This window comes from Paenibacillus daejeonensis DSM 15491, from assembly GCF_000378385.1.
GTDB lineage: Bacteria > Bacillota > Bacilli > Paenibacillales > Paenibacillaceae > Paenibacillus_D > Paenibacillus_D daejeonensis.
In genome coordinates, this window is sequence record NZ_KB899672.1 from 96,072 (window position 1) to 109,461 (window position 13,390).

Genomic DNA, 13,390 nt, shown 5'->3' on the forward strand with positions numbered 1-13,390 from the left:
TCGTGAAGAAAGCACTTGCCGCATTGGCTTTTCTGCTGGTAGCGGTCGTCGTCTTGCAACCGGTGGGCGGACAAGCCGCTTCAGAGGTTGACCGGATCAACCAGGAGCTGAACAAAGTCCGCTCGCAAATGCAGGAAGCAACGAGCAACAAAGAGCAGGCAGAGCAAGAGCACGATGCCGTAACCATGCAGAAGGAAGAGACGACAAAGTCGATTAATCAGATCCTGGATGAGATCGATAACGTCTCGCTAAACCTGCAGAACACTCAAATGCAACTGGTGACAACGGAAGGTGAACTGCTCGATGCAGGCAGAAGCCTGGAAGACACGGAGGCCCGTATTGTAGAGCGGGACAAACTTCTGGATTCCAGAGTGCGGCTTATGTATACGAACGGTTTTGTATCTTATATGGATGTGCTGATGAGCGCTACGAGCTTCAGCGACTTTCTGGATCGTGTGGATGCACTCTCGTCGATCATGAATCAGGATAAGGATATTCTGGAGGAGCACCGCAAGGATAAGGAGCTCATCCTGGTCAAGAAGGCGGAAATTGAGACAAAGCTGGATGAGGTTAAAGACCTCTACGGACGTTTGGAAAACTATCATGTTCAACTGCTGGCCAAAGAGAAAGAAAAAGAAGTCATGATTCTTCAATATAATGATCAGTTGGAAGAGCTGGAGGGAATCTCAGACGAGCAGGAAGCACTGCTCATGAGCCTGGCCTCGAAGGTCTCCGAATTGGAAAAGGAAAGAACGGCAGAGCTTGAACGTCAGCGCAAGGAGCAGGAGCGTCTCCGTGAGGAGGAGCGTCAGCGCAAGCTCAAGCAGCAACAACAGCAACAGCAGCAACAAAAACAACAGCAAATGCAGGCACAAACGCGAGCGGAATCGCAATATCAGGATACAGGGGGCAGGCTGCTGCGTCCCATCTCTTCCTCTTATCGCATGAACTCGCAATTCGGTCCCCGGATCGACCCCATCACGGGAAAGCGGGGCAGAATGCATAACGGCGTCGATTTTGCAGCACCGGCTGGCACGCCGATTTACGCGGCGGAGTCGGGCGTGGTAACTGTAGCCCAGTCGACAAGCGGCTATGGCAATACCGTCATTATTGACCACGGGGGCGGCATGTGGACCTTGTATGCCCATATCCGCAATGGCGGCATCAAGGTGAAGGCCGGTCAACAAGTGAAACGCGGTGAAAAAATAGCAGAGGTGGGCAGCACCGGACGCTCCACAGGCAATCACTTGCACTTTGAGGTGCGGATCAACGAAAAGCCCGTTAACCCTGTGAATTATCTGCGCTAAGGGGAATGGATGCCTAACCTGCCCGGTACACCACCGGGTTGCGATCCTTCCCGTAAAACGGTATACTACCCCTTACAAGCCGCCCTTCACGGGGCGGCATCCGCTGTTTGTAGCGACCGGGAACCTCGCGTCACACCGGTCAAGCAAGTTTAATAAAAGCTGTAAGCTTGTCATACACTGTTTAAGAGCTTGTTCAAAAAGTAAGGTGGTGAGGGAATGCAATTCAAAGGCAGAACGGTAGCTGCCTATATCGCACTGACGATCGTGGCAACGGTCTTGTTGACGCTGATGGTCGTGGATCGGTCGCTGCTGCAGGAGCTCAGTAGTCGGGCAGGTCTCGTGACGGCTCAGGGTGACCAGGTGATTACGGAGAAGCTGACGCAGGAAGAACTGACCAAACTGAATACGGTATTGTCGTTAATTGAGACCAAGTACTACAAGCCGGTTGACCGGGAACAGGTGGTCAGTGGTGCCCTCAATGGAATGATGGGGGTCCTTGAAGATCCCTATTCGGTCTACATGGAGCATGATGCGGCCGAGCACTTCTCTGAATCCATTGAAGGCTCCTTCACTGGCATTGGTGCCGAAGTATCGATGGAGAACGGACAGGTCATTGTCGTCTCGGCCATCAAGGATTCGCCGGCCGAGCGCGCGGGCCTGCTGCCCAAGGATATAATTCTGTCGGTAAACGGCGAGCGGCTCGATGGTTTGCAGCTGAGCGAAGCGGTTGCCAAGGTGCGTGGTCCCAAGGGGTCCAAGGCCGAGCTGCAGATCCAGCGCGGACAACGGGCACAGCCGATCCAAGTGACGGTCGTGCGCGACGAGATCGATGTGGAGACGGTATTCTCAGAGATGCTGCCGGGCGGAATTGGTAAAATCGAAATCCGTCAGTTCGCTATGAACACGGGTGATCGCTTCGGTGAAGAGCTGGCGACACTAGAAGAACAGGGCATGAAAGGGCTCATTATTGACGTGCGGAACAATCCGGGCGGCGTACTGCCGGTAGTCGTTTCCGTGACCGAGCCGTTCATTCGTTCGGGCGAGCCAATTGTCCAGATTGAAGATCGGAACGGCGATCGGGAGCAGACGGTCTCCAAGGGAGCCGGCAAGCCTTATCCGCTGGTTGTCTTGACCAACAAAGGCAGTGCCAGTGCTTCAGAGGTGTTGGCTGGCGCGCTCAGCGAGCGGGCAGACGCTACAATTGTGGGCGAGACAACCTTTGGTAAGGGCACAGTCCAGGTCAGCTACAATAAAGTGATGAGCGACGGTTCCCTGGTGAAGATGACCATTGCCAAATGGTTGACGCCTGATGGCAACTGGATTAACGAGACGGGGATTGAACCGGATGTGGAAGTGCTGCCGCCGGACTTCTTTAACGCACCGCGGTTGTCCAAGGAACAGACGCTGAAGCGGGATATGCTGGGTGAAGAAGTTCGCAGCGCACAATTAATGCTCAGCGGATTGGGCTACAGCACCGGACGTAAAGACGGTTACTATAGCGAAGAAACTGCTAAGGCGGTAGCGGCATTCCAGCAAAGCGTATCTCTGCCGGCAAGCGGTGAAATGGATCAAGCCACCGCCGAGCGGCTAGAAGAGAAGCTGATTGAATGGATCCGCGATGATAGCAACGACAATCAACTCAAAGCGGCAGTCGAAGAACTGCAGAAAAAGCTGGACGCTTCGTCCTAGTCGCTGGGTCTGATTGGATGGGAGCGAGGGCAGGAATTCGGCGTCTGGGCGTCGAATGGGTAGAAGGCTGGCGATCGCCCATGCGGCGGAAGTCAGCCTTCTGCTATGTTAAGTCCTGATGGGTGCTGGCGCGAGAGGAAGTGACCGTGAATTGGAAGTCGTGACTGAGGTGCTGTACCAGCTGGGAGCCGCCGTGTTGCAGCTGATAATGCAGCCGTTTTTTTATATCGCACTTGGATTGATTATTCTGATCTACCGCTACCAGATGCAGGTGGAGCAGCGGTTGTTTCATGCGCGGCTGCATCCGTGGCTACTGGAGACCGGCCGCTCCCTGGCTGGTGGTGTAGCTGTGGGTCTGCTTGTCTCCGTGGTGGCCGCTTTTATCGGTGTAGGCCTCACGCCGGACACCGCCCTGTGGGTGTGGGGGACAGCCGGCCTATTGCTGTTGCTTAGGATCCGATGGTTGTGTCTCGCTTACAGTGTGGGCCTGTTAGGTCTGCTGCAGGGAGCCGTACATTGGCTGGATCCACAGACGCTTGATCCGCTTGCGACGAGGCTGGTCGCGTCGCTGGGAGCGCTCGATATCCCCGGCCTGCTGTTGCTTGTGGCTCTCCTACACGTGGCCGAGGCCTTGCTGACCGGGTGGCAAGGTGCTCGTCTGGCCAGTCCGCTGGTACTTAGCGGCAAGCGAGGGCGGCTGGTTGGAGCTTACCGCCAGCAGGGATACTGGCCCGTACCGCTGCTGCTGGTCACTCCTGCGGCGGGAGGCTTCCAGGCAGCAGATGCCGTGCTGCCCTGGACCCCGCTCCTGCACAGCGGTGAGTGGGGGGGCGGTTGGACGATCGTCGGGCTGCCGGTCATTATCGGGTTTACGGCACTGACCCGTTCGCTGCTTCCCGCACAGAAAGCACGCCAAAGCGCGCGGCAGCTGTTGCTCTACAGTTTCCTGTTGGGCGTTGTAGCTGCATTAGCTGCCTGGTGGCCGCCGCTGACCGTAGCTGCCGCCCTGTGCGCGCTCGTACTGCACGAGGTGTTAACCCTAATCAGTGCTTGGCGCGAGTCGACTCGCAGTCCGTACTATGTTCACGACGGTCCCGGCCTGCGGGTGCTCGCTGTCGTGCCAGGAAGCCCCGCTGCGGAGCTAGGGATCGTTACCGGCGAGGTGCTCTACAAGGTGAATGGGCTTCGCGTGCGAACGCAGGCGGAACTGCACGAGTCGTTGGCCCGCAGCAGTGCAGCGTTCTGCAAGCTGGAGGTGCTCAATCTGGAGGGACAGAGCAAGTTCCTGCAGCGTGCCCGCTATGAGGGCGAGCATCATCAGCTGGGCATCATCCTGGCGCCTGACGAATATGCCGACCAGTACGCTCCCGCAGCCCAACCTTCGCTCTGGCGCTTGCTGCGCGGAGGCAAGCCACGGCGCAAGCGCGATACCCCGGATCCTCTCTCATTCTGAGTAGCTAATCAACCCAAAGAACCTTCAAGTTCATGGCGACATGGAACTTGAAGGTTCTTTTCTATCGTTCAGAAATTTAGGATGTGTCGGCAACCCGCTGGTCGTGCGCTGTAACGCACCATTGTTCCTTTATTTGCTCGGCAACCCGCTGGTTATGAGCTGTAATGCACCATTGTTCCTCTATTTGCTCGACGGGCCGCTGATTGTGCGCTGTAACGCACCATTGTTCCTTTATTTGCTCGGTAGCCCGCTGGTTGTGAGCTGTAACGCACCATTGTTCCTTTATTTGCTCGGCAACCTGCTGGTTGTGCGTGTTGTTCTATCCGTACTTCAGTCTGTTTAAAAGGGCCGGAGAGGCACGGAATCGAATCTGGTCAACGCTTTCTGAAAGAAAGCGACATCGGGAGCATAAACTGCGGAGCGTTCGCCTGAAAGCTTTTCGCAGAAAAGCTAGCTTCGAAAGCATACGCTGTCCCCGGATTTCACCCCTAAATGGGGTAAAAATCAAAGAAATCTGGGGACAATAGCGATCGGAAGATCGATCCGTGACCGTAGGTTCCTATTTTTTATCTACTGCACTCTCCGTCTAAAGAAGAGGAGTCCAAGAAGGAGCAGCGCCACGACTCCAGCCGCGGAATAGGCCGTGAGCGCGACCGTCTCATTCGCTCCCTGCTGCTTGACGCCGATGCCGATCAGCGCCCAGACGAAGACGAGCATGAACGCGGCATCCGTGAAGCGGTAGCCGATAATGGCCGCTAGCGCCACTGCAATCACAATCAGAATGACCGTCCACGTCGTATCGCCAAGCCCGAAGCCTTCCCAGCCGGCATCATAAAGCAGAACCGTAATGTTCACGATGGTCGCTACACTGATCCAGCCCATGTAGATACTGAAGGGGAGGTAGACAAATATGCGCTCTCCGAGAGTCTTGGGCTCACTGGAGGTCCGAATCCGCGTGTACAGGACAATCAGCGACAGCAGCAGAGCCAGCATGACGCCTACGGACACGGGGAGCAATTCGTAGTGCCACACAATAATCCACGTACAGTTAAATAGACAGGTGAGCAGGAACCAAATGCCGACGCGCTGCACACTGTCCCGGTTCATGGTGCGGGGCATCGCCTGGTAGATGATAAAGCCAATGAGCAGCACATAGATTAGGCTCCAAATCGAGAAGACATAGCCAGCCGGTGTAATCAAAACCGGATATTGATCGGATAATTCACCAGTTGTCTTGCCGGCAATGGGCAGTGTATTCGCCAGTGTGTTAACCACCAGGACAGCGATGAGACCTAGCACATTCAACCAACGGTAAGGGTGAGATCGCACATTGCTTCCTCCTCTTGGCCGAGTCAGTCGCTACCTGACGGACTGTCATCGGTTGTTAGATATGCTATTATATTCACCCATTGTCCTGCTATTCAAACGAACTAGCGAATGTCACAGGCGAAGGTGAGGGATGCCGCCAACGTCGCACCCGCTTCAACAAGCGGAAGCTCCTCGCGGACCACTAATTCTTCGTTCTTGGCCATCCAGGGCTCCACGCATACAAAGGGCTTGCCCTGCACACTCCACAGAACAACATACTTGAAGCAGTCGCTGTAAGTGAGTCTGACCGTACATGTCTCGGACAAGGGGAAGGCGATCTGCTGCTCGCTCGCATCCAGCAGCGCGACAGATTCCACCAACTCGCTCAAATCGATGGCACCCGAGACCTGCTTGACCTGATTGTCGTTGTAATCCAAGTACTGCGTAGCATCCGTATCATAGACAATAGCCTTGCTGTCGGTGGCAAAGTACGGATGGAAGCCCGCCACCATCGGCATCGGCTCGTCGGAATGGTTAATATATTGCTGCTCCAAGTGCAGCTGTCCTTCCTTCAACCGGTAGGTGAAGAGCAGCTCAAAGGCGAACGGATAGGATTGCAGCGTTTGCTCATTGCTCGTCAACCGAATGGTCAGTGCGGCCTCCGAAGATTCCGATACGGAGACGACTTCCCATGGCAGCACCCGGGCTACGCCATGGTTGGCCATAGGGTAGACCGTGCCATTCCATTCATACTGCTTGCTTGGGAGCTGACCGCAGATCGGGAACAGTATCGGGTTGCCGCCACGGATATTGGCCGCGGGATCGCGAAAGGTCGCTTCGTCAAGATAGAAGAGCGATTGGCCGTGAAGCACGAGCTCAGTCATGATTCCTCCGCGTTCTGGGCAGATGCGTGCGAGGGAGTTGCTGGCAGCATCTCGCAGTTCATAAACGGGAAAGACATCTTGGACTTGCACGACGCTGTAATTCATGTTGGTTGACATAAAGGCCTCCTTAGTAGTAGCTGAAGGTAGAGTGGTAGTTGAACATACACTGTTAGAATCATACCATATCCGAACCAAAGGGCTTGAATTTTGAGTGAATCAGGCGAATCTATAGTAGAAGAGCAGGAACGTGGACAGCACAAATAGAAAATTAAGGGAGACAAAGATCATTTGATCCGTCCGTGATTTATGGATTGCTACAGGCGGTTTGTAGAAGCTGGTCCCTTCAATGATAAACATCAATAGAACAACATGTATCATGAAGTGTCCGATCAACTCTGTTATCCCGAACAGCATCGTAGTCGATATAAAAATCAAGGTAAGAACGAAGGCAAGCAGCCGGTTGAGAATGCCGACAACCAGCAGGTAGCCGACCACGAACTCAATGAAGCCTGTCATCACGATAAAAGTGCCAGGAGCAAAGCCAAAGGTCGGCACGTTATGATTTGCAATAATATCTTCAGCCATGATGGGATACACCCATTTCTCCACAGCCACCCAGCACAGGGACAGACCCGTACCGAGGTAGAGCAGCGGGAAGCCCAGCTTGGATTCCCGAGTACGCTCCAGAACAAGCACGCCGATGACAGCAAAATAAAAACCGTAATCCAGCATGTGGAACCAGCCGACGGAGGAGGTTAAATAGATAAGCAGACCCAGCAGTACCAGTGCGCCGGCCTTGGATGCGAATTTGAAGGGGACGAGCAAGAGCAGGATCGCTGTCCACATCAGCACGCGTTCGATCGTGTGCTCAATCGCGAATTCGGGGGCGAACATAGAGCCAGAGATGGCCTGCACAATCAACGCCGCGGCCGTTCCGTACTTCAATAGCATCGGCAGATAGCCGCGCAGTTGATCCAGACCGGTGTCGATCCGCTCTGACACGCCCCAAGTGGATAATCGGCCAACAACCTGGGTGAGCCCGGCAAGAATGACAGCCGTCACAATCGCCAGAATCATAAAAAAGGGAGACAGAATCGTCGTTATGTCCTCTTTGACAGGCTGAACTTCCGTGAACCATTTCACGTGAGCATGCGCCGCAACCGGTAGTAGAAGGCATGCAGCAAACAGGATAGCGACCGTGCAGAAAAACCTTTGCATGTTTTCTTAGCCCCTTTATTGGTCATTTGTTTATTCCATGATCGTAAGCAAGCTTGAAAGAATATACGCCGGGAGGACTTACCGTGAATATTACTTCGCTACGCACCCGGATGATTGTGCTCATCCTGATTGTTACCCTAATTCCGCTGACAATTGTCGGCATCGCCAATTATTTGTCCGTCCGGGAGGTTGCCGGGGCGCCTGTTCTGCATATATTGTGGCGGACCGTGTTTTTTATTATGCTGGCGGAGCTGACAATCTTCGGATTGATTCTCATGCTGTTCAATCGGTTGATCGCAAGAATCAGCAGTATCCTGCAGGTGACGGAAAAGGTCGCTGAGGGCGAGTTCGATGTGCCGCCAATACCTGTAGGTCGTGGGGATGAGATTGACCAGCTGGCCGGGTCGGTGAACGGCATGATTGATCATTTAAGGGAAATGTTCGAGAAGCTTGAAACCATTATTAACCAAAATGGCTTTGCCTTTATCGTCATGGATCAAAATTACAAGGTGACGTATTTCAGCAAAACAGCTGAACGTCTGCTCGGTTACCGGGCGGAGGAGGTGCTCCACCTGGCGACGCCGCTGACTTTCATTGCGTCAGAGGATGTGCAGGCTGCAGCAGCGGAGCTGTCAGAGCAACTGGGGCGCCCTATTCCGGCTGATCTCACCCTGTTCCACGAATTGAGGGATCTCCAGCTCACCTACAGCCGGGAATGGACGTTTGTGCATAAGGACGGAACCCGGATTCCGGTTGAGCATTTCTCCAACGGTCTCAAGGATCGGGAGGGGGGCTTCGCCGGATCGATTGGCATCGCCCGCGACATTACCGAGCTCAAGCATTCGGAGAAAGCGCGGAGCCGACTCTTGGAAGTCATGGAGGCAGCCAAGGACCTCGTCGCAACCTTTGATCCGCAGGGGCGACTCATCTATATGAATCCGGCGGGGATGGCGCTGCTCGAGCTCTCAGAAGAGGAGACCATAACAGGAGAAGTGGCGGACCACCCGCTGCTATTCTCGCCGTTGCACGAGGGCTTGGCTTATGCGCGGAATCAAGGCTATTGGGAAACGGAATCCTCCTATGAACGAAGCGACGGGCGCATCGTTCATGTCTCCCAGATCGTCGTGGTCCATCACAAGGAACAGGCAGGAGAGATGTTCTACTCCATTATTGCCCGTGACATTACCGGTCAGAAGCTGGCCCAAGCGGAGAGCGAGCAGGCCAAGCGCGAGGCCCTCGAAGCGAGCCAGGCCAAGAGCCGTTTCCTGGCGCGAATGAGCCATGAGATCCGGACGCCGCTCAATGGGATTATCGGACTGACGCAATTGATGAAAAAAACCGAGTTAAGCGTGCTGCAGCGGCAGTATCTGGACAATCTGTCCCTGTCGTCTCAAACGCTGCTGGGGCTCATTAATGACGTGCTCGATGTCTCGCGGATCGAGGCGGGCAAGCTGTCGCTGGAAGAAGCGCCATTTGATCCCGGCATGATGCTCGTGCGCTTGTGTGACGCCATGAGCCTCTATCTGGGCCACAAGCAGGAGTTGGAGTTTCTGGTGGATACACCCGCTGAATTGCCAGCCAGTCTGATTGGGGACTGTCAGCGTATTGAGCAGATTCTGCTGAACTTGTGTATGAATGCTGTTAAATTTACACCTAGTGGACGGGTGGAGTTGAAGCTGGAAGTTGCCGAGCTAAGAGAAGGCGCCAGGGAAGTGACCTTCTGCGTACAGGATACTGGAATTGGCATCGCGCCCGAGGAGCTGAGCCGTCTGTTCCAGCATTTCACCCAGGCCGACGGAACGGCGAGCCGCAAATATGGCGGCAGCGGGCTGGGACTTGTTATCGTGAAAGGTCTCATCGAACAGATGGGCGGTACACTGGAGGTATGGAGTGAGCCAGGGAAAGGCAGCTCCTTCCGCTTTACGCTGCGTCTGATTCAACGGGAAAAACGGCATGTCGGCACAACCTCGCTGACGGGTACAAATGAAACAGCGCGCAAATCCGTCTGGGTTGTCGAGGATGATGTGCGGATGCGTGAGCACTGGTGCTCGACGCTGAGCGAGATGGGACTGCAGCCGCGTCCCTATGACAGCTGGTCAGCAGCGCTCACGGATCTGGAGGCCGGCGAGAAGCCGGACTTGCTTATGCTGGATATGGAAATGCCGGATATGTACGGGGAGGACACGTGGCTGGCCTGTCATGCCGCCGCCGAGCGGGCGGGTGCCCGCACGCTGATGCTCACAACAGTGCATGGCCGGGAAGAAGTGCAGCGGCTGTCGGAACACTCTCGTCCCGACGCGCTTCTCGTCAAGCCGGTCAGCAGGTTGAGCCTATATCAGTGCTTGCAGCCATTGATTGAAAAACGCGCGCTTCAGCCTGATACACAAGATGCAGGGTCCATTCCCAAAGATCCTGCGCGGATTGCAGGGAGGCAGGCGCGTATTCTGCTGGCAGAGGATAATAAAATTAACCAGTTGGTTGCAGTGGACATGCTGCGAGGCCGGGGCTTCGAGGTGGGCGTCGCCGAGAATGGGATGCAGGCGCTGGATCTGATGGCCAGCGATTCATGGGATCTGGTGCTGCTCGATATTCATATGCCGGAGATGGACGGGACCGAGGTGGTCCGCCGCATACGAATGGATCCGACATGTGCAGGGCTTCCGATCATCGCGCTCACAGCCAATGTTCTCAGTCGAGACCACCAGCATTATCTCGCACTGGGCATGAATGCTGTCATTACGAAGCCGATTGATGAAGAGCAGCTCTTTGCCGTTATCGAGCGCTGGCTCCCTCAGCTGATGTGGAGCGGGCGAGCTGTGCCAACGCTTAGCGACGAGGCTGCACAGCAGGAGGCGGAGCGCCCGGCAGATGGGGCATTCTGTTACGAGGAAGCGCTGGCGCGGCTCAATGGAAAGGAGCGCATTCTGCAGCACATGCTGCAGTTATTCGACCAAGAGTATGCAGACTTCGGTATGCGCCTCGGCGTCGCCCTGCAAGCAGGAGATTACCAACTCGCTCATCGGTTGGCGCACACGCTCAAGGGCGTTGCGGGCAGTCTCGCTGCCCGACGGCTCATGTCACTCAGCGCTGCCCTCGAAGAACAGCTGCAACAGGAACGGCCAGATCAGAAGGCGCTCGGGGATGGACTTAAGCTGCTGGTGGAAGAAATCATCCAGGTGCGAAAACAAATGAAAAAATCCTAACAATTTTCTAACAATTGTATTGTTGACTCCAAATCTCTATAGTATCATGAATACTAGCATTACATTCGACAAAATTCATCAGTCGCTGGTTGACATGAGTTAAACGATAGAGGTGGACGGGTTATGTATCGAGTGCTAGTCATAGAAGATGACATAATTATGGGGGACATGCTGTCCATGTATTTGGCTGAAGAAGGCTATTCGGTCAAGCTGGGTCCGACAGCCGCTGATGGCATGCGACTGCTCCAGGAATTCGACCCTCACATCATATTGCTAGACCTGATGCTTCCTGACCGTGACGGGATGGAATTGTGCGGGGAGATTCGGGTGACCTCTCAGGTGCCGATCATGATTATCTCCATGAAGACGGAGGTATCTGAACGGGTACATGCTCTAAAAGCGGGAGCAGATGATTATCTCTGCAAGCCGTTCAGCATGCATGAACTGACGGCACGTGTGTACGCGCTCATTCGCCGTACGCAGGCGATGAGCCGGCCCGCCGAGCTCAGGCAGAGCGAGCCTGTCCAGCCGCCGCCTGCCGAGCCGATTCAGCTGGATATCGACCGCCGCTCCTTGAAGGTGCGGGGGACACCGGTGGATACGACTTTTTCAGAGTTTGAAATTATGAAGCTGTTTTTGGCGCATCCAGGCAAAGTATTCTCCCGGGAGGATCTGATCAATGCTATTCGCGGCTTTGATTCCTTCGTTACCGACCGAGCTATTGATGTTCATGTGGTTAATCTCCGCAAGAAGATTGAGCAAAACCCCCGGGAGCCACGGTTTATCCGGACGGTATGGGGCGTAGGTTACAAGTATATCGTTCAGCCTGATTAGTGCGAGCCGGGCTAACACTGTTCTAAAAGCTAACATTCTCCTAAAGGGAATCCCCTACTTTTCTAAATGCTTTCTGTCATACTATCTCAGACAACCTGAGACGACCGAGAATACAATGGCAGGAGGAGAGGCGCGAGGATGGAGAGCTTCAGGCAAATGCCTGGCTATGTCCGGGGCGAGATCGAGCAGCGGCTGCTGGACCGGCTGACCGGTCTGGCAACCCGCGAAGCAGCCATACCTATCATTGAGGGAGCGCTGGGCAGTCTCAAGACAGCTGCAGTGATGCTGCTCAACCTGGATCGGTTTTATCTAATTAACGAGAGTGACGGAATAGACTTTGGAGACGCCGTTTTGTCGGCATTCGCCGAGAGGCTGCTCCAAGCACGAGGTTTGGGCGGCTACCCAATCTGCCGGTACGGCGGGAACACGTTTCTCTTTGTATTGGATGAAGAAGATGTGGAAGCCCAGGCTGAGCGGATTCGCAAGATAGCCGAGCTGCCCCTGCATGTGCAGCAACGGGAGCTGCAGCTGTCTGTCAGCTGCGGAATTGCCCAGGCTCCCTACCACGGCAAGCACGCGCCTGAGCTGCTGCGTCATAGTGATACCGCGTTGCACCAGGCCAAAACCTTGCACTACACAACAGCTAGTGTTTCTTATTCTGTTGAGCTGGGCCGGGCTTCTTGCCGCCGCAATGTGGTAGAAGGCGGACTGCGGCGGGCTCTGGAGCTGGGTGAACTGCGGGTGATGTTCCAGCCGCAGTATCAGGCAGAGAATGGGGAGCTGCGCGGCGTAGAAGCGCTTCTGCGCTGGGAACATCCGGAGCTGGGGTCCATCTCACCCGCGGAGTTCGTACCGATTGCAGAGGAGACAGGGCTGATCCGTGGTATTGGGGAGTGGGTCATCCGCGCTGCGGGGTTGCAATTCACACGCTTTCGTGAGTTTGTGAGCGGCGGGCAGCCGTTCCGGCTATCTGTGAATTTGTCCGCAGTACAGCTCAGTGATCCCACCTTTGCCGAACGAATCATCCTGCTCCTGGATGAATTGGAGCTGCCTCCAGCATGTCTGGAGCTCGAACTGACCGAGAGCTTCCTGCTGCAGGAAGTGGAATTGGCCAAGCAGAATCTTCTTCATTTGCAAGGGAACGGAGTGCGAATTGCTCTGGACGATTTTGGAACCGGGTATTCTTCGTTGAGCTACTTGTCACAGTTGCCCGCAGACGTCGTGAAGCTCGACAAGTCTTTTGTGCAGCCTCATGATGAAGATCAGACGTGCTGGCTGATTGCGGAGAGTATTGTCGGGATGGCCCGCAAGCTAGGGCTGGAGGTTGTGGCAGAGGGCGTGGAGAATCAAGAACAGCTGGCGCGTGTCAAAGATTGGGGCTGCGATGCAGTACAGGGGTATCTGTTTTGCCGTCCGCTTGAAGGGGTGGAGCTGGATGCCATGCTCTCGCAGACGTACGGAGGCTCAATGCAATAAAAAAAAGAAGCCATCTTC

10 protein-coding genes are annotated in these 13,390 nt (G+C 55.0%); 7 read left to right on the forward strand and 3 right to left on the reverse strand.

Annotation, left to right across the window (positions count from 1 at the left end; all coding sequences use genetic code 11):
• Nucleotides 1-2 precede the first annotated feature (2 nt).
• The 4 genes from F556_RS0126790 (at nt 3) to F556_RS37355 (ending at nt 4,792) form a co-directional block, all read left to right on the forward strand.
• Complete coding sequence (locus F556_RS0126790; protein ID WP_020620094.1) at nt 3-1,307, forward strand: murein hydrolase activator EnvC family protein; 1,305 nt, start codon at nt 3-5, stop codon at nt 1,305-1,307.
• A gap of 216 nt (nt 1,308-1,523) precedes the next feature.
• A complete protein-coding gene (locus F556_RS0126795) occupies nt 1,524-2,996 on the forward strand; it encodes a S41 family peptidase (protein WP_020620095.1) in 1,473 nt (490 codons plus the stop codon).
• A 160-nt stretch (nt 2,997-3,156) separates the two neighbouring features.
• Nucleotides 3,157-4,449 carry a PDZ domain-containing protein gene (locus F556_RS0126800; RefSeq protein ID WP_157272978.1) on the forward strand — a complete coding sequence of 431 codons (1,293 nt, stop codon included), beginning with the start codon at nt 3,157-3,159 and terminating at the stop codon, nt 4,447-4,449.
• Between the two features lie 40 nt (nt 4,450-4,489).
• Nucleotides 4,490-4,792, forward strand: a complete 303-nt coding sequence (locus F556_RS37355; RefSeq protein WP_211222643.1) for a hypothetical protein — start codon at nt 4,490-4,492, stop codon at nt 4,790-4,792.
• A 227-nt stretch (nt 4,793-5,019) separates the two neighbouring features.
• Here the strand turns inward: F556_RS37355 and F556_RS0126805 are convergent, their stop codons facing one another.
• The 3 genes from F556_RS0126805 to F556_RS0126815 all read right to left on the reverse strand — a co-directional run bounded on the left by F556_RS0126805 (nt 5,020) and on the right by F556_RS0126815 (nt 7,784).
• On the reverse strand, nt 5,020-5,778 hold the full coding sequence (locus F556_RS0126805; protein WP_040718398.1) for a tryptophan-rich sensory protein: 759 nt from the start codon (nt 5,776-5,778) through the stop codon (nt 5,020-5,022).
• A gap of 101 nt (nt 5,779-5,879) precedes the next feature.
• On the reverse strand, nt 5,880-6,758 hold the full coding sequence (locus F556_RS0126810; protein ID WP_020620098.1) for an aldose epimerase family protein: 879 nt from the start codon (nt 6,756-6,758) through the stop codon (nt 5,880-5,882).
• 99 nt (nt 6,759-6,857) lie between these two features.
• Nucleotides 6,858-7,784, reverse strand: a complete 927-nt coding sequence (locus F556_RS0126815; protein ID WP_245583143.1) for a DoxX family membrane protein — start codon at nt 7,782-7,784, stop codon at nt 6,858-6,860.
• Between the two features lie 158 nt (nt 7,785-7,942).
• Between F556_RS0126815 and F556_RS36680 the strand changes: the two genes are divergently transcribed.
• From F556_RS36680 to F556_RS35360, 3 genes are all read left to right on the forward strand, one after another.
• A complete protein-coding gene (locus F556_RS36680; protein ID WP_020620100.1) occupies nt 7,943-11,062 on the forward strand; it encodes a response regulator in 3,120 nt (1,039 codons plus the stop codon).
• A 123-nt stretch (nt 11,063-11,185) separates the two neighbouring features.
• A complete protein-coding gene (locus tag F556_RS0126825) occupies nt 11,186-11,896 on the forward strand; it encodes a response regulator transcription factor (protein ID WP_026297517.1) in 711 nt (236 codons plus the stop codon).
• Between the two features lie 138 nt (nt 11,897-12,034).
• Nucleotides 12,035-13,372 (forward strand): putative bifunctional diguanylate cyclase/phosphodiesterase, encoded by a 1,338-nt coding sequence (locus F556_RS35360; protein ID WP_020620102.1) that lies wholly within the window; start codon nt 12,035-12,037, stop codon nt 13,370-13,372.
• Nucleotides 13,373-13,390: the final 18 nt, after the last annotated feature.

What these genes read in the sequence shown, in the direction of transcription:
- F556_RS0126795 (WP_020620095.1), top strand. Translation starts at nt 1,524, where the DNA reads ATGCAATTCAAAGGCAGAACGGTAGCTGCCTATATCGCACTGACGATC.
- F556_RS37355 (WP_211222643.1), top strand. Translation starts at nt 4,490, where the DNA reads ATGGAACTTGAAGGTTCTTTTCTATCGTTCAGAAATTTAGGATGTGTC.
- F556_RS0126810 (WP_020620098.1), bottom strand. Translation starts at nt 6,758, where the DNA reads ATGTCAACCAACATGAATTACAGCGTCGTGCAAGTCCAAGATGTCTTT.
- F556_RS0126825 (WP_026297517.1), top strand. Translation starts at nt 11,186, where the DNA reads ATGTATCGAGTGCTAGTCATAGAAGATGACATAATTATGGGGGACATG.
- F556_RS35360 (WP_020620102.1), top strand. Translation starts at nt 12,035, where the DNA reads ATGGAGAGCTTCAGGCAAATGCCTGGCTATGTCCGGGGCGAGATCGAG.